The organism is Bacillus sp. B4EP4a (assembly GCF_006680105.1).
Taxonomy (GTDB): Bacteria; Bacillota; Bacilli; order Bacillales; family DSM-1321; genus Peribacillus; species Peribacillus simplex_E.
The window spans coordinates 53,388-76,217 of record NZ_VHIK01000037.1; the positions used below are offsets into that span (position 1 = coordinate 53,388).

General features: G+C 38.8%; 19 protein-coding genes and 1 pseudogene. 6 read left to right on the plus strand and 14 right to left on the minus strand.

What is annotated here, in order from left to right; translation table 11 throughout:
* Positions 1-65: 65 nt before the first annotated feature.
* From FNK51_RS18340 to FNK51_RS18360, 5 genes are all read right to left on the minus strand, one after another.
* Entirely contained in the window at positions 66-1,208 is a 1,143-nt protein-coding gene (locus FNK51_RS18340; protein WP_141994231.1) for an acyl-CoA dehydrogenase family protein, read from the minus strand.
* Between the two features lie 60 nt (positions 1,209-1,268).
* Positions 1,269-1,940: a TetR/AcrR family transcriptional regulator gene (locus tag FNK51_RS18345; RefSeq protein WP_141994232.1), complete on the minus strand. Its 672-nt coding sequence runs from the start codon at positions 1,938-1,940 to the stop codon at positions 1,269-1,271.
* 177 nt (positions 1,941-2,117) lie between these two features.
* A complete protein-coding gene (locus tag FNK51_RS18350) occupies positions 2,118-2,876 on the minus strand; it encodes a hypothetical protein (protein WP_141994233.1) in 759 nt (252 codons plus the stop codon).
* Positions 2,877-2,904: 28 nt separating this feature from the next.
* Positions 2,905-3,951 (minus strand): cytochrome d ubiquinol oxidase subunit II, encoded by a 1,047-nt coding sequence (locus tag FNK51_RS18355; RefSeq protein ID WP_141994234.1) that lies wholly within the window; start codon positions 3,949-3,951, stop codon positions 2,905-2,907.
* A 15-nt stretch (positions 3,952-3,966) separates the two neighbouring features.
* Positions 3,967-5,328, minus strand: a complete 1,362-nt coding sequence (locus FNK51_RS18360; RefSeq protein ID WP_098371973.1) for a cytochrome ubiquinol oxidase subunit I — start codon at positions 5,326-5,328, stop codon at positions 3,967-3,969.
* Between the two features lie 636 nt (positions 5,329-5,964).
* On the opposite strand from FNK51_RS18360, the gene FNK51_RS18365 reads away from it, so the two are divergent.
* The gene (locus FNK51_RS18365) at positions 5,965-7,353 is read left to right on the plus strand and encodes a M28 family peptidase (RefSeq protein WP_141994235.1); all 1,389 of its coding nucleotides are present in this window, start codon (positions 5,965-5,967) and stop codon (positions 7,351-7,353) included.
* 825 nt (positions 7,354-8,178) lie between these two features.
* Here FNK51_RS18365 and FNK51_RS18370 read toward each other — a convergent pair.
* The 6 genes and pseudogenes from FNK51_RS18370 to FNK51_RS18395 form a co-directional block, all read right to left on the minus strand.
* Positions 8,179-8,724: a hypothetical protein gene (locus FNK51_RS18370; protein ID WP_141994236.1), complete on the minus strand. Its 546-nt coding sequence runs from the start codon at positions 8,722-8,724 to the stop codon at positions 8,179-8,181.
* Positions 8,709-9,488: an RHS repeat-associated core domain-containing protein gene (locus FNK51_RS18375; protein ID WP_141994237.1), complete on the minus strand. Its 780-nt coding sequence runs from the start codon at positions 9,486-9,488 to the stop codon at positions 8,709-8,711. The genes FNK51_RS18370 and FNK51_RS18375 overlap by 16 nt, the downstream gene beginning before the upstream one ends.
* A 110-nt stretch (positions 9,489-9,598) precedes the next feature.
* Positions 9,599-10,397, minus strand: a pseudogene (tnpC, locus tag FNK51_RS18380) (IS66 family transposase); the annotation flags it as partial.
* A 55-nt stretch (positions 10,398-10,452) separates the two neighbouring features.
* On the minus strand, positions 10,453-10,695 hold the full coding sequence (gene tnpB / locus FNK51_RS18385; protein WP_141994238.1) for an IS66 family insertion sequence element accessory protein TnpB: 243 nt from the start codon (positions 10,693-10,695) through the stop codon (positions 10,453-10,455).
* Positions 10,692-11,012: an IS66 family insertion sequence element accessory protein TnpA gene (gene tnpA, locus FNK51_RS18390; protein WP_141994239.1), complete on the minus strand. Its 321-nt coding sequence runs from the start codon at positions 11,010-11,012 to the stop codon at positions 10,692-10,694. Before tnpA ends, tnpB begins: the two co-directional genes overlap by 4 nt.
* Before the next feature lie 701 nt (positions 11,013-11,713).
* Entirely contained in the window at positions 11,714-12,220 is a 507-nt protein-coding gene (locus FNK51_RS18395; RefSeq protein WP_098371969.1) for an acyl-CoA thioesterase, read from the minus strand.
* Positions 12,221-13,081: 861 nt separating this feature from the next.
* On the opposite strand from FNK51_RS18395, the gene FNK51_RS18400 reads away from it, so the two are divergent.
* Positions 13,082-14,530, plus strand: a complete 1,449-nt coding sequence (locus FNK51_RS18400) for a flavin monoamine oxidase family protein (RefSeq protein WP_181762294.1) — start codon at positions 13,082-13,084, stop codon at positions 14,528-14,530.
* A 95-nt stretch (positions 14,531-14,625) separates the two neighbouring features.
* Here FNK51_RS18400 and FNK51_RS18405 read toward each other — a convergent pair whose 3' ends face one another.
* The 3 genes from FNK51_RS18405 to FNK51_RS18415 are packed head-to-tail and all read right to left on the minus strand — an operon-like array spanning position 14,626 to position 18,256.
* Positions 14,626-15,738, minus strand: a complete 1,113-nt coding sequence (locus FNK51_RS18405; protein WP_141994241.1) for a Ger(x)C family spore germination protein — start codon at positions 15,736-15,738, stop codon at positions 14,626-14,628.
* Positions 15,735-16,829, minus strand: coding sequence for a GerAB/ArcD/ProY family transporter (locus tag FNK51_RS18410; protein ID WP_141994242.1), 1,095 nt, complete (start codon positions 16,827-16,829; stop codon positions 15,735-15,737). Before FNK51_RS18410 ends, FNK51_RS18405 begins: the two co-directional genes overlap by 4 nt.
* Positions 16,826-18,256, minus strand: coding sequence for a spore germination protein (locus FNK51_RS18415; RefSeq protein WP_141994243.1), 1,431 nt, complete (start codon positions 18,254-18,256; stop codon positions 16,826-16,828). Before FNK51_RS18415 ends, FNK51_RS18410 begins: the two co-directional genes overlap by 4 nt.
* A gap of 211 nt (positions 18,257-18,467) precedes the next feature.
* On the opposite strand from FNK51_RS18415, the gene FNK51_RS18420 reads away from it, so the two are divergent.
* Genes FNK51_RS18420 through FNK51_RS18435 form a run of 4 tightly spaced genes read left to right on the plus strand, consistent with a single transcriptional unit; the run spans position 18,468 to position 22,777 of the window.
* Entirely contained in the window at positions 18,468-19,994 is a 1,527-nt protein-coding gene (locus tag FNK51_RS18420; protein ID WP_141994244.1) for a spore germination protein, read from the plus strand.
* 18 nt (positions 19,995-20,012) lie between these two features.
* A complete protein-coding gene (locus FNK51_RS18425; protein WP_141994245.1) occupies positions 20,013-21,104 on the plus strand; it encodes a GerAB/ArcD/ProY family transporter in 1,092 nt (363 codons plus the stop codon).
* The gene (locus tag FNK51_RS18430) at positions 21,101-22,186 is read left to right on the plus strand and encodes a Ger(x)C family spore germination protein (RefSeq protein ID WP_141994246.1); all 1,086 of its coding nucleotides are present in this window, start codon (positions 21,101-21,103) and stop codon (positions 22,184-22,186) included. The genes FNK51_RS18425 and FNK51_RS18430 overlap by 4 nt, the downstream gene beginning before the upstream one ends.
* A 39-nt stretch (positions 22,187-22,225) precedes the next feature.
* Entirely contained in the window at positions 22,226-22,777 is a 552-nt protein-coding gene (locus FNK51_RS18435) for a Rid family hydrolase (protein WP_098371962.1), read from the plus strand.
* Positions 22,778-22,830 lie beyond the last annotated feature (53 nt).

The window sequence follows — 22,830 nt, forward strand, 5'->3', positions numbered from 1 at the left end:
AGATAACATCTGCTTTTCACCAAAATGAACCAAAGCATCATCGTTCATTTTACGTTCCATAAAGATTAACAGCCTAATTGTCTGGCGATAACGATTCTTTGAATTTCGGATGTGCCTTCACCAATTTCCAATAACTTAGCATCTCTTAAATAGCGCTCCACTTCATATTCGCGCATGTAACCAGAACCGCCATGTATTTGAATCGCTTGATTGCTGGCCCGGAAAGCGGTTTCACTTGCAAAAAGCTTGGCGTATGCCGCTTCCTTTGCAAAAGGCTTTTTATTGTCTTTTAACCAAGCCGCCTTATATACCATATTCCTCGCCAGTTCAATTTCCATCGCCATGTCTGCCAGCTTGAATTGAATGGCCTGGAAATTTGATATCGATTTACCGAATTGTATGCGCTCTTTTGAAAAAGCTAAAGCTTTATCAAAGGCAGCCTGAGCGATACCGACGGCCAAAGCTGCAATGGAAATCCTTCCTCCATCCAGAGTGAATAAGAATTGTTTGAACCCTTTGTCTGGATCTCCCAATAAATTTTTCTTTGGTACCCGGACGTTATCCAGAATGATTTCACAAGTATTGGAAGCCCGAACTCCCATTTTTTCATAATTGCTATTGATCGTAAGCCCTTGGGTATCGGTTGGCACGATGAATGCCGAGATGATATTCTTGCCCTTGGAATCTTTGCCCGATACAGCAGTGACGGTAACGGTTCTTGAATAGCTGGCATTTGTAATCCATGTTTTCTCACCATTGATCACATATTCATCACCTTCCAACACAGCAGTGGTTCTCGTACCGCCAGCATCGGAACCCGCATTAGGCTCTGTCAACCCGAAAGCTGCCAGAGTTTCACCGGTCGTGATTGGAACCAGATATTTTTGCTTCTGTTCTTCGGTTCCAAAATAGTAAATTGGACTTGCTCCGAGCGAAACTGCTGCAGCATAACTTAAGCCGGTTCCCCCGCACGCCTTGCCAACCTCTTCAACTGCAATGGCATATGAAATCGTATCTCCGCCCGAACCGCCATATTCTTCAGGAAATGGAATTCCAAGTAACCCGAGTTTCCCCATTTTTTTGAATACATCCTCCGCAAACATGGACTTTGCATCCAGCTCAATCGCAATGGGTTTAATTTCCTTTTCGGCAAATTCCTTAACCATTTCCTTAATCATCTGCTGTTCTTTTGTAAGTGAAAAATCCATATGTTCATTCCCCTTTCAATTGAGACCGACTAGTTGGTCTGTACAAATCAAGTTAATTGTTTAATCGACAACAACATTGTTCTTCAGTAGAAATGGTTGGGTGATTTCCGCATCTTTTTCTTCATCTGTCAATAGGGCATTCAGAATTAGATCTACGTAAATATCACCGATTTCATCAATCGTTTTTCCACCGTCCCTTTTGTACCATTTGTAGGACCAGTTCACCATGCCCAGAATTGACATTCCGGTAATTTCCACTGGCAATTCGCTGCGGAACACTCCTTTGTCAATGCCTTCTTTAATGACGGTAAAAATGATTTCTTTATACATTTGACGCTTTTTTTTAATTGCTTCAACATAAGGTGGTTTTAAGTAAATGCTTTCTTGATAGAAAACTGAGATGTGTGGTTTATAGAGGTCAAAAACTTTAACGAATGATTGAATGATCTTTTGCATTTTTTCTGTTGGATGGGTACTTTCTGAAATGGCTTCCTGTGCTTTTATTAAAACATATGAAATAAAGTAATCATGAATGACAAATAGGAGTTCATCTTTGGAAGAGAAATGGTGATAAAACCCCCCCTTGCTAGTTCCGCATGCCTTAACGATTTCGTTAACGGAGACACCATGAAAACCATGCTGATCGAAGAGAGTCAGCGACGTTTCAATTATTTTTTCTTTTAACTCCGTAAGACTGCACCCCCCTTTGTATCCGCTTACATTTAACAACATAATGAGTGTGGATATGTAGTTAACTGGATTTATTTAGATTTTACCAAATATTTAAAAATTGTCAATTTTTAATTTAAACAAAAAACAGCCCTCAATACCAAGAGCTGTCATCTTCTTTATTTAACTAAAGTATGCCTGAACTATGTCACATGCAAGCCTATCCCATGATAACATTCACTATTTATTTCTTCCCTTGACCGGTTTAACTTGGGCTTTTACAAGCTGCCAACCATTGTTATACTTCCATACTGATTTGATTTCCAGTATCGAATCACGTTCATCGGACCCTTTTACATTTTGGACTCCCACAAGCGCTTTCCCTTTCCCAAAAACGTTCTTTAAGTCCAGTGAAGAATATGGATCAACCATAAGCTCTGTCGGTTCATTTAATTTTCCATTTAGATAAATGCCCATTTCATCATAAGCTTGTTTTCTGGAACTGACATCTATCACCACAGGCTTTTGACCTTCAATGATGATTTTCGCTTTGTATCCGTCAAGAAATTGGGCCATTACGGGAACGGATGGAGGGATTTCCAGTTTCCTCACTTTTCCATCCTTGAACGTATAGGCGTAACTGGTTATCAACCGCTCTCTACCTTCCATCAAAACCGTGACCAATACATCCTGGACCCCATCATTATTCAAGTCGGCAACCTTGAGATCTGGATTATACCCAGCTTCAAGCGGGACGCTGATTGTACGTCGATTGCTTTCCACACTTAACTCAATTTTCTTCAGAAACTTGCTTCCTTCCTCATATGGCAAACCCTGAACCTGGATGATGTCTATTTTCTGGTCACCTGTTACATCTCTTTTTGTTGAAATATAAGTGCCATCGACCTGAAAATTTTTATCATGCGCTTCAACCGCTTGATAGCTCAAAAAGAGTGAGATGACTAAAACCGCATATTTTAGCAGATCTAACTTTTTCATAGTGATAACCTCTCTTTTCCAAGATGAACTAATTTGACATTTGCCGCCGTTTGAACTTTCGACGCTGATCTTTCATGAAGATGGACCAGAAATAATAGAACCCTGGCACTAATATCGCAAAGCCCACGATATATGTGGCAAAAACGGCCCGGAAAGATGTTGGATCGGTAAATCCTGAAAGAATCGTGACATTTGGATATATGATATAAGGTAAATGTGCGATACCATAAACATAACTGCCGATTAAATACTGAATGATAATCGCTATTACAGCGACGCGAGGCATCCCTTTAACCTCCTGCTTAGAAAAATAGGGTAAGTACAGTGCTATCCCGCTAATGATAAAAAAAACGAGCGAGACGAATAACAATGCCGAGTTTTTCATCATTTCTTGGTAGATCCAATTCGCTTCGTTTTTTAACGTGAGCATAACCAACAGAGCCATGACTAACATAAGCGGTCCCGTTATCATCGCATCCCTGCGATATATTTTGAATGCTTTCATTTCGTCAGCCTGCTTTGAGTAATCAGACAGGAGCAAAGATGATAAAAAAAGCGTGCTCATGATTCCAAACCCCACAAATGCATACTCATTCGGACTCGTGAAAAGTTTAGTTAGATTCAATTCTTCATTTCCTCTCACGCCTTCGACAAATCCAAGATGGGTGATGGGCAATACACTGATTAATAGCCCGGGTATGATCAATCCCGTCAATCCTGAGATATATGTTAACGCTTTTTCATATTTGTCTACGCTATGCGCGAAAACCAAGAAAGCGCTCCTAATACATAGCAAAACCAATATCAGGCTCGCAGGAACGATCAAGGCTACCCCAATCGGGAAAACCGCACCTGGAAATAAACTGTAAATCGCAATTACAAGACCAACCACAAAAGTATTAGTCACTTCCCAAGTCGGTGATAAATAGCTATTTGCAATCTTCGTAGCATTCGTTTCTTCCTTTTTAATGTAAGTCATTGCCCAGAAGCCGGCGCCAAAATCCATAGAGGCCATGATGGCATAAAGAAAAATAAAGCCCCAGACCAATGTTATTGCAAGAAGAGCATCACTCAACCGCCTTCCCCCCTTTTATGAATTCGAATCGAAAAGCCTTACATCTTTTTGTTCTGCTTTATAAATATCATCCATAACGGAATGACGTTTGAAATAATACAAAAGTGTAAATACGACAGAAACGCATAAAATGATATATACAATAATGAACATCGTGAATAAAAATCCAAGGTTTTCGTACGAAGTGACTGAATCCTCAGTAGTCAGCATCCTGTATATCGTCCATGGCTGTCTGCCTGTACAAGCAAAAATCCAACCGCATTCAATCGAAATCACCGAAAGCGGACCTGCAGCAACAAACAGCCAGAGAACCCATTTCGGATAAGTTTCCCTTTTCAGCCATTTATTCCATACCAATGCAAACAGTGCTAAGGCGATTAAGCTGGAACCGATGATGACCATGGCGTTGAATAAGATATGGACATAAAGCGGTGGCCAATACTCTTCTGGAAAATCGTTCAAGCCGGTCACGACCGTATCGAAGCTATTACCGGATAGAAAGCTTAATAACCATGGGAATTCAATCCCATACTTCACTTCCTGGGCTTCCCTATCGGTATAACCGAACAAGGTAAGTCCGGCATGGTCCTTTGTTTCAAACAACCCTTCAGCCGCCGCCAGTTTCTCCGGCTGTTCCCTATATAAATGCTGTGTAGTCGCATGACCGTTCAATGCCGTCAAAAAAGAAAAAACCAAACCCAATACAATACTGAGCCTCAGTGCTTTTTGGTGAAAATTATATTCAGCAGTGCCATATTTATTTTTCAGCATCTTATAGGCTGCAACGGCCGCTACGACAAAAGCACCTGTAGTATAAGCAGTCAGGGCCGTATGACCTGCCGTCACCAAGAAACTTGGGTTGAAAAATGCCGCCCAAGGATCGACATCGACGATTTCCCCATTTTCAAACCGGAACCCAGCCGGTGTCCCTTCAAAAGCATGGACATTAGAAATCAAAACCGCCGAAGCCATTGCGCCGAATGCGACAAAGAATAAACTTACGATACGGGCCCATGGCTTTATTTTTTCAGCAGCATACACGTAGATTGACATGAATAGCGCTTCAACCATGAATGCATAAATCTCGATCTGGAATGGAAGCGCCATGACACGTCCAATCACTTCCATAAACCCAGGCCATAATAGTGACAGTTGCACACCCGCAATCGTACCAGTCGGAATCCCGACCCCAAGCAAAACCCCTAATGTTTTGGTCCAGCGTTTAGCCATGACAACATACTGTAAATCCTTTGTCCTTTGATACATTAATTCCGCTGCCAACATCATCATCGGTAACCCGACGCCGATCGTTGCAAATATGATATGTACAGCCATATTCGTCCCGAACATCGCACGGGCCATTTGTATATGATCCATACTGTCTTCCTTTCTTACCTTTGTCTCTTGGTAGTATCTCCTCTGTAAAGGAAAATATTTAATAATATTCCACAAACTAAGTTTTCTTGGTTTTGCAGAAAGACAGTATTGTCCTTGATGATGTTTTGGTTGATTGTTTTATTTAAATATTCTATCGAGGTTATTATTGGGATATATTTACTCTGGTTGATCGCTTCTTAACCTTGCTTAGGTGCCGTCAAGTCGATGATATTTACTCCGCTTCCATCAATACACCTGTCCGGCACGAATACGATGTACTGCACGTTCCTTCTATATTTCCCCGCCTGGTACATAGGCTGCCAATCAATACGGTCTGTCGTTTACAATCTTAATTGTTCATCGACACCGTCAAAAACAAACATTACAAGACCCGTCGAAAGATATCATTTGTTATATCGTCATTTCGTTCGTCACATCAATTGAATAATATTAAGAGCGTATTTTGATTAAACTTTTTTCAAAACACGCTCTTTCTTTTTGTTCATTTACCAAGTTATTAGTATGAGAGCGGGTGTCAGACACCGATTGATAGTTGGAATTTAAAGACTAATGACTCATTTACAAACTATTCAGTAAAATACATAATTAGGAAGATTATGAAGAAGGAGGGATTATATGTATAGAAAATCACTAACAATACTATTAGCTGCGGGTATGGTTCTATCAACTGGTACAGTATTTGCACAAACAAACGGGGCAACAAATGCCCAGTCTGACACAGCTTTTGATAACAAAGTTATCAAAAAAATTAGTGCGGACAATATGTATAATACGATTGCCTATCTATCAGAGCAACCGAGGGCTGCTGGTACAGAAGGGGAGCTCCGTGCAGTCAAATACATAGAAAGTCAGTTTAAGAGTCTTGGTTTTGAAACAAAGGTTCAGCCTTTTCCCATCTATGATACGGTGCAAAATGTAAAAGTGAAAATTGGTGACAGTGATTTAGGAGGAACACCGCGTGCCCTTAGCGGCAGTATCAGCGGGAAGGTAACGGCCGAACTTGTTAATGTTGGAAAAGCAAAGCCAGAGGAAGTTGGAGAAAATGTATCTGGGAAAATTGCACTAGTTGAACGTGGGGACATTACCTTTGTTGAAAAGGTTCAGAATGTCCTAAATAAAGGAGCGGTTGGCGTTTTAATGTACAACAACTCACCATCAGGAAATAATTTCGGACAAGTATCAGCGGGGCAAAATATACCTGCTGTAGCCATTACCCAAGCCCAAGGGTTAGAGTTGGTCGAACAGCTTAAAACTAAACAAATCACGTCCACTCTGGAAGTGGGAAAAGCTGAAAGAATCGAAAAGACATCCTACAATGTCATCGCTTCCCTAAAACCAAAAGCCAATAAGGATAATGGTCAAATCGTGACTGTTGGAGCCCATCATGATTCTGTCCCGGGCGGCCCTGGTGCAAACGATGATGCTTCGGGTGTATCAGCTGTGCTGGAACTGGCAAGGATCCTGGCCAAAACGCCAATTGACACTGAAATTCGCTTCCTCACGTTCGGATCTGAGGAAAGAGGGCTCGTTGGATCATCCTTCTATGCAGATTCCCTTCCCAAAGAGGATGTAGACCGCATGGTGGCTCACTTCCAAATGGATATGATAGGCGGACGTGATGCTGGAGAGGATAATCCTGCAGGTGGTTTGATTATGTATACCATTGATGGAATGAAAAACCTTGTGACGGACCTGGGTTCCTCAGCAGGGGCCAGAACGATGGATGTTGCGATTCCTTATGGACAGCTGGGCAGGAGTGACCACCAACCATTCCATGAGCTTGGCATTCCATCCGCCTTGTTTATCCATTCCCCTGTAGAGCCTTGGTATCACCAGCCTACAGATACACTGGATAAGATATCGAAAGAAAAATTGCAGCAAGCAGCTGAAATTGTCGGTGCCAGTGTGTATCAAATTGCCCGTCCGGAAACTCCGGTATTAACAAATGCACGTGTAGCTCCTGGCACGGTAGACTATGATTTTGATGACCGTCCGGTAGATTAAATACTTCATTGTACAGAATTACGAGATTAATAATGGATCTTGGAGAAAATCAGGAGGGCAGCTGTGTAGTTTACAGATGCTCTCTTCTTTTATCGGCCAGCGCCTCGTGCTTAATTTTTTCACTATTTCTAAGCTCTAAGTCTAGTGAAAATCCTATATGAAATATGTAATAAAACATACATGCTTATCCATCTCCAATACCATTCCCACTGTAAATGTAGGGTTAAAATAAAGTTTGATCAAAAGTGTGCTGCAAAAGCTGAATTTATAATAGAAGAAACCCACACATTTTGCACGAAGATTGATCAAAATGTATGGATTTGATTTTTAGGTTATAGAGATTTTTATAAAAAAGTTTGATTATAAATACACGGATTCTTTTAAATGAATTAACTTCCAATAAGCACGTATGATTACAAGTAGTACCATTCTTGTTATTTTAAATGGTTTACGTATCTTGAATAATCGAATTTAATCAACTGTACCTCATTAAAAAGCCCGACCATTTTGAACGAATGGTCGGGCTTTACTATAGAACTTTTTGTCAATTGTTGTTTCTTTGAATAAACTTTAAAAAAGGCAATAAAATTTATTTTAAAAAAATCTAATTTTCTGTTGATGATCAGATAAAATATCTTGAACATCACTTCGGATGAACGTTAAAAAAGGTGTTGGAGGTGTTGGAAATGAATCGTAGTTACGTCCTTTTCTCCATGCTTCGATTGATTCTATAACAAGTTCTATAAATATTTTATAATTTTCATAATCATCTTTTAATATTAAGTCAAAATCTTTGATAAACATGATAAATTGATACGTTTTCGTTTAATCCTCATCACTTGTAATCGGAACTTTATTGTACGGATAATCAGAAAAATTCGAAACGAAGTCAAAACCTATTCCGTCATGGCCTACCCAAAGATAATATCTATCTTTTGATGTCGTTTTTGTATAATCCAAAATAAATCTCGCTAAACCAATGTCACTCGTAAAATCCATTTCTATTGTTTTCTCAGTAGAAAACAAAATACTATCATTGTTAAAAGCGTCCAAATAGGCTTTAGGAAAATAATTGACTAGCTCTTCAATATTATTTATTTCTACTAAATGATGATAATTTCTAGGCGCAACTTTCGATGTTTTTGCTCCTTTCGATATATTAATTTCCTTCGAACCACTAATTCCATGCAAATAAATCGAATACTTATTTAATTTTTTAAAAAATTCATTTAAGCTTTGGCTATAACTCGTAGTTAAATCCTCTTCAACTGAATCAATAAAAAAATAAAAATTAATCATCCCTCTCTTCCCAGATTTAAAAATATATGAAAAACCGTCTCCAACTAAAAAATCATTTAATGATATTTCCATTTCCATACCACCTTATAATTTGCTGATGTTTTTATATAGACATTAGTTGGTATAAATTCAGCTATAATGTAATGCACCCCTGATTTATAATGATAATGCCAAATTCCTTTTCGATATTGCTTACTGGTTTTTTTTCCCATTTTTTTCAAATAAGCTACCTTTGGTAGTGTATGATAGTCTATAGAAAAAACTCGTCCTTTCCCTTTCTCAATAACTTTAAGTAATACTCCTCCATCAGACTTAATGCTATATTTAGAACCCCATTTTTTAAAATATTTAGAAGCTTTTTGAACCATATACTTTCTTGCTTTTGTTAAAGCTGCTCCTCCATATCTCTTTATTAAAGGTTTTGCCAAAAAAAGTAATGCTTGAGCAATATATTTTGCAATTTCCCCATCTGGATCTGTATACATTACGGGATTATTATTCGCATAAGTATACCCATTCTGCGAAAGTGGTTCATCATCGTCACCTGGGTGTGGATCTAATGCTAGGAATGATCCATTCTCTGGATTGTAATAACGGGCTTGTAAATAATAATTTTTCGTTTCTTCATCATAGTAATAACCCGCATAACGTACTGGGTTTTCTTTCGCCACTGTGCCTTTTACGGCTAAAATATTGCCATACGCATCGTATTGAAATGAACCGACTTCTTTATCTTCGCTGTCACGAATGCTTAAGACATCGCCACGTTGGTTCGTGATAAATTGATATGCTTTGGTGTCAGACTTACCTGCATCATCTTTTGCTTTGACAATCATACCAAGTGGTATTCTATGTATTGTTATTAATCAGCTGTCCAACAACTGACCCCATAAGAAAGTGAACGTCAAGTAGCCCCCAAATACTACATGGGTGGTGTATTTCGGGACTATGTTTTGTTTGCTTCACTTTTTATCGGTACTCTGCATGCCGAGGGTAAACTAGATGACCACGGCAAGACTTTATCTATTTCTATTTTATTCGTTAGATCCATATTTGGCAGCGTCTCAAACAAATAGCGAAGATAATGATAGGGACTCAAATCGTTCTCTTTTGCCGTTTCAACCACACTATACATGATGGCACTCCCTCTAGCACCTCGCGGTGTATTAGAAAACATCCAATTTTTTCTCCCAATCACAAACGGCTTAATGGAACGTTCACTTCTGTTGTTGTCGATTTCTAAATGCCCGTCCAATAAAAAAGCTTCAAGATGCTTCCATTGATTCAAACAATAAGTGATAGCTTTTCCTAGCGCACTTTTTGGTAGAACGAGATCTTTTTGTTCATAAAGCCATGCTGAAAAAAGGTCCAGAATGGGCCTGCTTTTTTCCAGTCGCTGCTCATGTCGTTCTGTAGGGTCGACATGTTTTAGCTATCTTTCGATAGAATAGAGTTGATTACAGAAATACAACCCTTCGCTCGCCTTCACCTTTTTTCCTTTCTGTGAATCAGGTAAAGCCTTTAAGGATTCATCAAACTTACGTCTGGCATGCGCCCAACTCCCACAAGGGTGACATCCGGTACTTGATTGTAACCACTATAACTATATCCATCACTTGTAAATAACCTTGATAACCCGTTAAAAAACGTTTCGGGTGTTCGCCTGCTCTTGTTGGTTGATAGTCATAGAGAACAATGGGGATATCATCTCGCCCTGTGCGATATAACCACAGATAGGACTTGGAAGTCAAGAAGCCATCTCAGTTGCCTTCTTGATATGGTAAGTGGCACATTTGGATGTTAAGTTGGCCAGTCAAACTTTCCTTTTTCCAATCTGCTATAATGCAACCAAAAACCATTATGTTCCCACACGAGAATCTTTAGTTTATCGCGTGAGCGATTGCAAAAGACAAATAAACAAGAAGAAAAGGGATCTAAATCAAACTCTTCCTTCACAATGGCTGCCAGTCCATCAATAGATTTACGTAAGTCTGTAGCTCCTTGTGCGATACATACCCATTCAATGGCTGTTTCTGGTATCATAGCTGTTTTACCGTCTGCATCACTTGTAAAAGCACTTGTGGAGTAAAAGGTGCATCTATTTCAATTGTAGCTTTTTTAAAATGAATGCGGATGGTGGTATGTATTTTTTCTTCTATTGGAGGGATATTCACAGATACCCATTTTGTACGTTTACTTTCAGTTGGACTATCAGCTTGAGGTGATAATTTCTTGAGCCAATAATATAGCCGATGAACCGGCAAGTTCTGTTTTTGACACCAAGCAGCTTTTGATAATCCACTTTCTTTAAAATCTTGGATGTGAGCTTCCCATTCTTTCTTTATAAGGCGTTTTTTCATAAAAAAACCTCCACATGTATGATGTAAGGAGATTATCTCATGAGCTATTTACAAGTAGTAGGTGGGGAATATTTGACGCTTACTTTCACCTTAAAAACCTCTCTTTCTAAAGAAATAAATTAGAGATTCCAAATTTCATACTTACACCGAGCCATGTTAGCAGCTAGACGCATATCTATTTGATAATTTTGTGCTATGGAAGAAACCGTTTGAAAAGAATGACTATTATTTCGTAATTTTTCTGCCATTTTTTCTGTCCAATACTGGCCTGATTGTTTTGCATCCATTCAAAGTATGAAGCCGTTAATCCACCAGAACTATAATATCTTTGTTTGTTCCAACAATTTGACTTATCGCAGCCAAATTCCCTCGACTTAACTGATCTAATTAAGAAGAGGTAATGTTATGGGGAATCGCAAACAATAAGCCTTTTCCTCTATCAACAGGAAGATCAATAATCCCAAATTTTAAATTTCATCGACATGGATAAACAGTTATTTCTGGATGAAAACGAACTCGTCCCTTTGTAGGCCCAACTAATCATTATGTTGAGAACGATAGCCGGAAAAAAGACTGGGGTGAACTTAGTAAATCTAATGCTTCACTTTGCTTATTGTCCGGCTTTTCAACTTGATCGATATTGATAAGGATTGCCTCTTACCTTCTTTGCACCTCGTAGGTTATAGGTTACTATATGAAAGTTAAGGATAATCTACATTTAAAAACGTTGCCACATCTTTGCTTTTTTGTTTTCTCTGTTGCCGCATACTTGCTCGATCTAATGCCGTTTCATGTAATTTTTTTTCTTCTTCTGTCTCCGGAATAACTTTTGGAACACGTGTTGGACGTTTATGTTCATCTAGTGCAACAAATGTTAATAGAGCAGTCGCTGCAATTCTACGAACACTGCTTTTTAAATCTTCAGCAATAATTTTCACAAAAACCTCCATTGAAGATGTGCCGGTCCATGCCACATAAGATATAAAACACACTGAATCTGTTGTACGAATGGGATGTAAAAAGTCAACTGAATCTGTTGAAGCAGTTACACATTCACTTCGACTATGACGTGCTGCAGAAATCGATGCTACTTGATCGACATCACTCATTAATTTGCCGCCAAATAATGTATTATGATTGTTCACATCATTTGGAAATATACGACTCGTTCTTATGACCCTTGATTCTCTGCAATATTTCGCTTCTATAAACCCGTCCTCCTAAAACATGGGACCTGAAATCATCACCTATGTAAACTTTTAGTATATGGTTATATTATGATACAATTTTGCGCTTTTTAACCTTAAAACACTATCGGCGTATGTAGCCTAGTGTTCCGAGAATACGAAGCTTGCTTTAAAATATCATTCACCATCTGCTGTTGCTCAAGCTCTTTACGTAGCATTAAAAGCTCCTCCTGCTCGAGTGAACTGTTGTCATTCTCTTGGAAGGAACCAGCCTTTTCATACTAGTGAATCCACCGGTCAAGGGAGGACGGGGTCGTATTATTTCTTCACTGAGCACTTATTATGCGCACTCGCTAAAATTTATGAAACTATACTAACTCCAATTGTTATGCTAATTAGCGTTTTTTCAAAAGACAAAGAACGATAATTGCCTCAGTTATCCGCTTTTTTATTGCTTAATCAACTTTTATTCCTATTTATAGATTGGTGAGTTTTTTCTGAAATAAGGTTGCGAATAGCATTCTTCGTTATTTCATCCCATTGTTCAAAAAAGCTGAACACTGCTTCTCTAACTTTCTAAATTAAATTCGGCTCCATTATAAATTGTAGTCTTTAGATAGTTAGCTTCCGAAAAAAATGGCATCATCTTTTAACAATAAACAACTTATTCATGCACCTTAAATATCTAATAATTGAGTATTCACATAAAGGATAAACCTAGAGGAATATGATAGTTATAATCAATCATGACAAATTATTATAAGATCCTTCATAAATGGTGACCCAATAGGAATAAGATAGCTTAAATCCCATATAGAAAGTGTAACAAGAGAGGAGAAAAACCCTTTGTCCTTTTTCAAAGATCCGCTTTCACCCGATCAAATGCTTGCTGTTATCAGAAATGGCCTGGGGCATTCCCAGATCCCCAAAAAAATCATTATCATTGGTGCCGGCATGTCTGGGTTGGTTGCAGCATCCCTTTTAAAACAAGCGGGGCACGAGGTTACGATATTGGAAGCAACCGGGAGGGTCGGAGGGCGTGTTTTGACCATACGTGAGCCATTTTCAGAAGGTTCCTACCTTGAAGCCGGTGCCATGCGCATTCCGAATTATCATTACTTAGTTGCTGAATACATCAAGAAGTATGGTTTACGAGTCAACACTTTTGTTAATGCGACTCCTAATGATCCCATTTATGCCAACGGAATCAAGACAACCGCTGCCATATATCAACGGAACCCGGATATACTGAGGTACCCTGTAGCTCCCCATGAAAGAGGTAAAACAGCTGAAGAATTACTCAACATGGCAATTAAGCCTGTGACTGACTTCATCATTCAAAACCCAAGTAGAAATTGGGAAATAGTCATCAAAGAGTTTGATAAATACTCCATGAGCTTCTTTTTACAGTACAATCCAGTAGGAATGAGTCTTTCAACAGGGGCAATTGAAAGCATCAAAGTCCTACTGGGATTAGAAGGATTCCCGGAACTTTCTTTTCCTGCCATACTTCGGGAGCTTATGCCACTCTTAAATCCAGACATGGAATTTTTTTCAATCGAAGGAGGAAACGACCGGCTTCCTTATGCTTTTCTACCGGAATTGAAGGATAATCTAAACTTCAGATATGAAGTGACAAAGCTCATCCAACATGATAATCAAGTCACCATCCACTCTAAACATACTCAAAGCCAAAACCCCTTAACGGTTACCGGTGACCTTGCCATCGTGACTATCCCACTTCAATTGTTGCAATTTATGGATATTGAACCCCGGAATTCATTTTCCCATAATAAGTGGAAGGCAATAAGGGAACTCCATTATGCTGCGTCCACGAAAATTGGACTTCAATTTACACATAGGTTTTGGGAAAAGGAAGGAATCTTCGGCGGTAAATTGACGACCGATTTACCCATTAGATTTTCTTATTACCCCAGCCAAACGAGCAACCAGAGTGAATCCGGTCTCATCTTAGCAAGTTATACATGGGAAGATGACGCCACTTTGTGGGATATACTTCCTGAAAAAGACCGTATACAACACGCATTGAAAAATTTGGCTCAGGTCCATGGAAAACAAGTATACGATCATTTTTTATCAGGCGCTTCATATAGTTGGACACTGAATCAGTATTCATATGGAGCTTTCTCCATGTTTAAACCTGGTCAGGAAACGGACTTGTTTCCATACATTCCAACTCCTGAAGGAAGGGTCCACTTTGCTGGTGAGCATACATCAACCGTACCAGCATGGATTGAAGGAGCCATTCAATCCGGCATCAGGGTTGCACATGAAGTGACGAATCTGCCTAAAACATCCAGTGAGCCTTGAATGGACATTTTCTTTGGCATTAAGTAATCAATCGACTAAAGAGGACATACGAATAAAAATCTTCCCATTTGGAAGGTCTTTATTCGTATGTCCATTCACTTTACCCCTCCTTTTGAACCGAAGTCTATGATCCTTATGTCCACTTCATAATTAATATCGGCTTTACTGAAAACTTCGTCCCATTTCTGCTTATTTTTCTCCCAAAACTTTGGATGCTGATTTTCTACATAACGATAAAATCCTGCTACCCCTGTTTTATATTCATGCTGTAATTTGTATACGATTTTCTTGACGTCCTTCTTCACTTCATCCTCGGCAATACGCTCAATCTCTTTTAGATAGGCTTCTTCAAATGAATTTTCCTTACCATACCAATCTTCCGAAAGTCTTCCTGTGTAAGCGCCCTTAACATTGATCGTCAAATGATCCCCGTTCAATTCCGTCGTGACTTTCCTCCTTGTCCTTTTGATCACTTCAACACTTATAGGCTTACCGTGTTGGACCGCTTCGATTATTCCGCCCTTCACATTTCCGTTCAACCAATTTAAAGCAGCTATATCTTCATCATCCATGACCCCGACCAACTTTGAATTGTTGATTACCCCTGCACCCTCCAAAATTAATTTCCCTCTTCTAATATCAACGGCCTGAATGGCAAAGCTTCCATCTGATTGCAAACTTGAGGAAACTTTGCCCATCGTTAAAGGCGGAAGGATTTTATTCGTTCGATTCACATTATCTTTCAATTCATAAATTACATTCGAAGGGATCTCCCCATCGTCGGCTAGTCCCAAAATTTCTTTTGTCGGTCTCTTTGTTAAATAAACAAGACAACTTCTCCTTGTGTTATTATCGCGAATTGCCTGATTAATGATCGCTTCCATCGGGATTTTCTTTAATACATCTTCATTAATGAGCATGATACGCTGATGATTGGTTAAAACCGTATTGGTTATGAGCAAAGAATCCCTTATTGCTTCATGCAACGTTTTGGCACTGACTGTAACATTCTTATATTTTAGTTGAGCTTGATTCTCCTGAACACTACTTCCTGGAGGTACCAGAATTTGCTGGGTTAACATAATTTCGTCTTTCTTTTTACTATTATCGATTCCCATTCCGACCACAAGGGATAACTCTTCTATATTTTGACTGTCCCAACAGCCTGTAAGCAAAGGGATAAGCAAGATCAACCATAATCTTTTCATCCGCTTCTTCTACTCCTTTTCACTTGAACGATCGTGAATGTAATAATTGGCAACCCAATCAATATAAAGGGAAATACCTTTCCCAGTAAATCGCTCATTTTAAAAATCTCGATTGTATTTTTAGGGATTTTGGCCAGAAAAAAAACGATTGGAACCAAAACAATAAGGTTCGTTGAATATGAATTGTTGAAAATTTCCGTCAGTCCTTCTGCTGCGAAGTAATAGTAAATTGCATGTGTACAAAAGAACTGAAGAATCCAGGTGATTAATAGAAACAGCTCTAACCGCTCTATAAATATCCCTTTTACTTCATACGATTGAATAAAAGAAATGGTTGGCCATGTAACAGCTTTGACTTCAGGAACAGTCAGTGTAGCGACTACCAGAACATATGTAATTACATATAATATCATCGGTATGAAAAAACCGATTAAAACGCCACTTTTTATCTTGCTTTGATTTTTAACGACGCCAAACAAAAAGATGAAAAGTTCAATTCCAAAAAAAGACAAAGTCCCGGAGCCCATTCCTTTCATGACAGGGAGAAATCCTTTTCCAAGTACAGGCTGCAGATTTTTTATATCGACTACTTTAATACTGAACATATAAATTAACAAAACGATGACAATTGTCAGAGGTAAAAAGAAGACGCACACCTTTGCAATGGCTTTAATTTTGCCTGTCAATAGATGGACACTCGCTAAAATCAATGTGAGTATCAATATTTCAACCGGCGTATTCTCCAACAAATAAAATCGGACCATTTCACTCATCGCAAGCACTTCAAAGCTGGCCACACCTATAAAGTACACCACCACGATCAACCCAAAAATTTTGGAGAGCCACTTTCCATAAGCCTCCTCCATGTATGTGTAATAGTTAGCCACCTTATGTTTTTTTAACAGTACAACCAATAAGCATATGAAAAGGGCAATAGCGATCCCATTAAAAATCAAGACGATCCATCCATCGGATGTATTAACTTTTTCCGTTATCGTCCTTGGAAGCGTAAGCATCCCAACTCCTAACATGGCGCATGAAATGATCGAGGCCAATTCCCCACTAAGAATTTTGCCGTCAGCTTTGCTCAAGAAAATTCTCCCCCTTTTTTCCGCTTCGGTAACCGTAAGAACGCATCCTTCCAGGTTTTTTTACCGATAAAATCCATTGGTTGAAAATAAGGTTCTTGAAAGCTGGTCAATTTCGACAAATGACTGATAACAATGATAAAGTATAAAGTGGTTCCAAATAGGCCTAGAACGGCGGAAAAAATCATCGCCCCGAACCTTAATGCCCTGAATGCCAGTCCAAAGCTATATTGTGGTACCGTAAAAGATGTAATCGTCGTGATCGCAACGATTATGACCATCAGGGAACTCACAATATTCGCTTGAACGGCTGCTTGTCCAATAATGACGCCACCAACCAATCCAACCGTTTGCCCAATGGGCGCCGGGAGCCGAATGCCTGCTTCACGAAGCAGTTCAATCGTCAATTCCATTATTATCGCTTCAACAAAAGGCGGAAATGGCACGTTCTCCCTTGTACCAGCTATGGTCATCGCTAGTTCCGTCGGCAGCAATCCAGGGTTGAACGAAACCAAGGAGATATAAATCCCTGAAAGAAAAACGGTAATAAATAAAGAAAAGTAACGAAGAACACGTAGAAAAGAACCCGCAACCCACCTTTCATAATAATCATCAGGTGACTGCAGCAGCATCGTCATCGTCGTAGGTGCCATCAATGCAAATGGCGAGCCGTCAACCATGATGACCACCCTTCCTTCCTGCAGTGCCGCCAATACTTTATCCGGGCGCTCCGTATTCTGGATCTGTGGGAATGGGCTAAACGATGTATCTTCAATTAATTCTTCAAGCATCCCCGAGTCTTGAAGATCGGTAGTTTTTACTCCATTTATCCGATTATTCACTTCTTTTAACAAAGGATCGCTTGCTTTTCCTTCATAATAGATCAATGCAACTTCCCGCTTTTCAAGCGTCCCTAACTTCTGTTGTTTGACGATTAGGTTGGGATGGTTGGAATATTGCCTTATCAAGCCGATATTTTCCTGGAGACTTTCGATAAACCCAAGCTTCGGTCCACGCACAACCCTCTCAGTCGAAGGTTCACTTAGTGTACGAATTTTCTCCTTTTTCAGATTCAAGACATAGCCGTTTACCATTCCATCTATAAATAAAAGTGTTTTCCCGTCAAAAATATGCTCTTTGGCTTTTTCATATGTTTCCACATCCTGTTCCCTGACTGAACAGACTTTGGAAATGACCAGCATCTCGATGGAAACCGGGTGCCTTGATTCGACCTGCGCAGCCGATAAATCGAGGACTATTTCATTGAATGCTGGATAATCCATCGTTCCATTGACAAATACGAATAATCCTGAAACCTCATAACCGGGAATGAAAACCTGTTTAAAAACTACATCATCCTGCATATCCAATTCAGATTTCAATTGTTCCTGCTTTTGATCCAATTTAATATGCAAGGGTGTACTTTTCATGGTGAACTCCTTTGGTTAAATGAGTTTTATTTTAGTTTCCACTTTCTTCAATTATTTTATTCGAAAAGGAAATGGTGACAGTTTTTATAACCAATGATCTTTCAATGTATTCCCATTTCCTTTAACGAGGATCATTAACATTGTAAATGGTTAATTTGTAAATAAATTGCAAATGCTAGGATAACTAGATTTAGATTAGAGGTGACAACATTTGTTTAACCGCGGAAAGTTCAAAAAAAAAAACAATCAACCAAACGATAAAAATGATGAATTAAATAAAGGTTCGGATGTAAGGGGCCTATTCAATTCCCTTTCTTCATCCAATGATTTCATAAACCATCAAGGAACATATAATGGCGTCGGCTATTGGGTATCGTTTTATCGCACTTTAATCGATGCACAGGAACTTCACGAAAGTGTTCTTTCTGTCATACCAACTCTGGAAACGATAAATTTGGAGCAAATTAAAGAGAACGTTCCTATTGAAAATACACTGATTACCAGTACCAAGGTTGTAATCGAAGAAAGGATCATGAGAGGCCAAATTGCCATTCGTTTAGATGGAAATCTTGATGAATGCCTATTAATCAATGTTGCGGCCCAACGAGACAGGCAAGTTAATAAACCTGAACTTGAATTTGGAATCATAAGTGCTCAAGAAGCTTTTGTCGAGGATATTGATATTAATCTGAATCTAGTTAGAAAAAGGCTGCCTATTCCTGGATTGCAAGTAAGTGAAATGACTGTAGGATCCTTGTCCAAAACGAAAGTGGCAGTGTTATCAATAGAAGGGATCGTTAATCAGGAAAATGTTGATAATGTTATACAAAGGATCAATGACGTAGAGTTTGATGAAATATTGGACGGGTCACATCTTGCGCAAATGCTATATGATAATTCAAATACCTTATTTCCTCTTTTCCTAAATACGGAAAGGCCTGATCGCATCGCAAGTGCATTGGCTGAAGGTAAAGTAGCCTTGTTAATCGATAGGTCGTCCTCTGTACTTATTACTCCAACCATATTGTTGGAATACTTTATCACCATGGAAGATTATAATATGCCTTGGGTTCCGGCATCTGCTTTCCGTTTATTAAGGATATTCGCGGTCGTTTTTTCCATATTTGCAACTCCCATTTATGTAGCCGTGCTGACCTATCATTATGAACTGATTCCTAAAGATTTGTTGGAAACGATCGTCACTTCAAGGAACTTAATCCCTTTTCAGCCTTTGATCGAAGCGTTATTCTTAGAGATTTCCATTGAGTTATTACGTGAAGCGGCATCCAGGCTGCCAACTAAGGTAGGTCAGACATTAGGTATCGTCGGCGGTATCGTTATCGGTCAGGCGGCAGTTGTAGCTGGTCTGACCAGTAATATCTTATTGATCATCGTTGCCCTCTCCGCATTGGCTTCGTTTGTTACTCCTATTTATAAAATGGGGAATGCCATTCGGTTACTGCGATTCCCCTTTTTAGTGGGGGCCCAAATTTGGGGGGGACTTGGCATTATCATAACGGCATTGTTTTTGATGACCCACCTTATCAAATTAACGTCAATGGGACACCCGTACCTTGAACCCATATATCCATTTCGCATCCAAGATTGGAAAGATAGCTTTGTTCGGCTTCCTTATAATCTTTTTAAATCCAGACCTGAAAATTTACATCCTGATGATATGTCCAGACAGCCAAAGCCAAAAAAAGCAAGAATCAAAAAAAATGATTTTAATGAATGATTTATATGAGGGGCCTATATGAACCAAGCTGATGTTAATGAAAAATACAAGGTATCACCGTTCTATGTGTTTTTTTTGGTGCATTCCGTGCAAACGGGAGTAGGTGTTTTAAGTTTTCAAAGAGTTTTAGCGAAGACAACGGGAACGGATGGCTGGATTTCGATACTACTTGCCGGACTGATCGTTCATATATTGATCTGGATCATATATAAAATACTAAGTATCGTCCCAGGTGATATCATTTCTGCCAATAATCATGCATTCGGAAAATGGATTGGGAATTTTTTCAGTCTATTATTTATTCTTTACTTTTTGATCTCTGGGATGGATATAATTATCAGCTATATAAATGTCATACATGTATGGATGTTTGAAGAGGTAGCTTCTGGGGCGTTTACAGTGGTTTTATTGCTTCTGATTTATTATATAAATACGGGAGGCTTTCGTACAATTACGGGAATTGCCTTTTTAAGCGTCATTTTGTCTTACTGGATTTTCTTTGTCCTATTCTATGCCATGAAATACTCTGATTTCACCAATTTGCTCCCTATATTCGACCACAATCTATTGGAAATACTGAAGGGAACCAGAAGTACTTCCTTAACTTTGCTTGGTTTTGAATTGATCCTGATGTTTTATCCGTTCATCAAAGATGCTAAAACTTCACAAAAATATGCTCATGGAGGGGCCTTAACAACAACCTTATTAACCGTTTTCATTTATTTAGTGACACTGATTTTTTATTCACAAAAACAGTTGGAAATGACTATCTGGCCGACACTTACAATGACCAGCATTGTCGAATTGCCCTTTATTCAGCGCTTTGAATATATAGAAGTTTCTTGGTGGGCCATTTTTGTCATACCCAACATGACCATCTGCTTGTGGGCTGCCAGCAGGGGTATCAAGCGCATATTCAATGTTCAGCAAAAGTATCCATTATGGGCGATGTCCATTATTATCCTGCTCACTAATATATTTGTTTTTGATCAAGATTCCCTGTATATATTGAATAAAATAATCAATCCATACGCCGTGCTCTTCCTTGCATTATATTTGCCTCTTCTTTTAGCCATCATTTATATAAAGAAAAGGAGGAAACGTTTATGAGAAAATTCTTTCTTGTCATCTTGGCTTTTTCCCTCCTTTGCAGCTGTGCCCAGCCAAGAGTGGTTGATGAAGTCAATATGTCCCAAGCCATTGGCTACGATATACGAAAGGATAAAATAATCGAAGGAATGTTCGTCATCCCTATCTTCCAACAGGACAAGATGGGTATGTATCAAACCTTAACTGGAACATCGACGACAACGAGTGATGTTCAGGCTATCGTATCCAAAAAAGCGGATAAGCCGGTGATGCTTGGACAGACACGCATCTTTTTATTTAGCGAGAAAATCGTACATGAAGTAGGAATAACAGAACTGACCGATTATCTCTACCGTGAGCCTCAACTTGGAAACAGGGTCTTTTTGGCCATCGTTGAAGGAAAGGTCAAGGATTTCATAAATACGAAACCACCAAATACGAATGTAAATATTGGAATATTTTTATCGGACTTAATCAATCAACAAATTGAAACAGGGAATGGACCGGATACAAACCTCCATCTTTTTTTAAGAAACTCCATGGCAGATGGCGGAGATTCGTTTCTTCCTTTATTTAAAATAATTAATAAAGAAGTTGCAGTTTCAGGAGTGGCCTTGTTTCATGAAAATAAAATGGTCAGTAAAGTTCGAACGGATGATATGTTCATTTTCAAGACATTAGTTCAATTTCATAAACGCGGAATTTACAAGTTCAAATTAAAAGACAAGCAGAAAAGTGATATCGTTGTGGAAAGTATCCGAAGTGGTTCAAATTATGAGGTATCCAACTCTGAGCGAAATCCGTCTATTACGATTAAGCTCAAAATTAAAGGACAAATCAAGGAATCCATGCGAAGTGACAACCTTACCAATAGAAAGATGATAAAAATAATTGAAAAAGAAATGGAAGATGACATAACCAAGCAAGCAAACCGTCTTATTAAAGATTTTCAAAAAAAAAACATTGACCCGATTGGCTTGAAGGCAAAATATCACGCCAAAAATAAAAAAATGACCTATGAACAATGGAGAAAGATCTATCCCATGATGGACATTAAAATAGAAACCAAAGTTGACATTCTCCAAACCGGGGTCTCTGAATAATAAATTTTCAGGAATACTTTTCGATAAGGAGCTGACTTTATGAAAAAAAACATGAAATCAGTCATTACTACTTCAGTATTAGGTATAAGTTTAATCACAGGAATCTCTTTTGCTTCCGCAGGTAACGATAAAAATGAATTGAACTCAGATAAAGTGACCTTCTTTGGCTCCACATCTTCTGCGATTTCCAGTTCAGTTGCTGTACCTCAAAGTTATAACCGGTTATTGTTTAGCGGAACAGTCCCTCCTCTTTTAAACAAGGATGGAAAAACCACTTATGAGAGATATGGCAATACAGAAGAGCAGGCAATCGGAATCTTAGAAAATTTAAAAGCAGATTTGAAAACTAAAGGACTATCCCTCGCTGATGTAACCTATTTGCGTGTGTATGTCGCACCTGATCCAAACAAAGGAGATAAACCAGATTATCAAGGTTGGTTTGATGCCTATGCTCTGTTCTTTAATACAAAGGAAAATCCAGTAAAAACAGCTCGTTCTACAGTAGGGGTGCAAAGTCTGGTTTCGCCGGATTATCTTATTGAGATTGAAGCAGAGGTAGCCTATAAAAATAACAGCAAGTCAAAAAAATAAACGATAAGTGTGAATGTTCCTGTTTCAATATAGGTATTCCAGGCTTAGTTATC

Bases quoted from the DNA above. Each gene is read 5' to 3' on its own strand.
- FNK51_RS18340 (WP_141994231.1), bottom strand. From the start codon at position 1,208: ATGGATTTTTCACTTACAAAAGAACAGCAGATGATTAAGGAAATGGTT.
- FNK51_RS18345 (WP_141994232.1), bottom strand. From the start codon at position 1,940: ATGTTGTTAAATGTAAGCGGATACAAAGGGGGGTGCAGTCTTACGGAG.
- FNK51_RS18350 (WP_141994233.1), bottom strand. From the start codon at position 2,876: ATGAAAAAGTTAGATCTGCTAAAATATGCGGTTTTAGTCATCTCACTC.
- FNK51_RS18360 (WP_098371973.1), bottom strand. From the start codon at position 5,328: ATGGATCATATACAAATGGCCCGTGCGATGTTCGGGACGAATATGGCT.
- FNK51_RS18365 (WP_141994235.1), top strand. From the start codon at position 5,965: ATGTATAGAAAATCACTAACAATACTATTAGCTGCGGGTATGGTTCTA.
- FNK51_RS18370 (WP_141994236.1), bottom strand. From the start codon at position 8,724: ATGGAAATATCATTAAATGATTTTTTAGTTGGAGACGGTTTTTCATAT.
- FNK51_RS18375 (WP_141994237.1), bottom strand. From the start codon at position 9,488: ATGATTGTCAAAGCAAAAGATGATGCAGGTAAGTCTGACACCAAAGCA.
- tnpB (WP_141994238.1), bottom strand. From the start codon at position 10,695: ATGATACCAGAAACAGCCATTGAATGGGTATGTATCGCACAAGGAGCT.
- tnpA (WP_141994239.1), bottom strand. From the start codon at position 11,012: ATGAAAAAACGCCTTATAAAGAAAGAATGGGAAGCTCACATCCAAGAT.
- FNK51_RS18400 (WP_181762294.1), top strand. From the start codon at position 13,082: ATGCTTGCTGTTATCAGAAATGGCCTGGGGCATTCCCAGATCCCCAAA.
- FNK51_RS18405 (WP_141994241.1), bottom strand. From the start codon at position 15,738: ATGAAAAGATTATGGTTGATCTTGCTTATCCCTTTGCTTACAGGCTGT.
- FNK51_RS18415 (WP_141994243.1), bottom strand. From the start codon at position 18,256: ATGAAAAGTACACCCTTGCATATTAAATTGGATCAAAAGCAGGAACAA.
- FNK51_RS18425 (WP_141994245.1), top strand. From the start codon at position 20,013: ATGAACCAAGCTGATGTTAATGAAAAATACAAGGTATCACCGTTCTAT.
- FNK51_RS18430 (WP_141994246.1), top strand. From the start codon at position 21,101: ATGAGAAAATTCTTTCTTGTCATCTTGGCTTTTTCCCTCCTTTGCAGC.
- FNK51_RS18435 (WP_098371962.1), top strand. From the start codon at position 22,226: ATGAAAAAAAACATGAAATCAGTCATTACTACTTCAGTATTAGGTATA.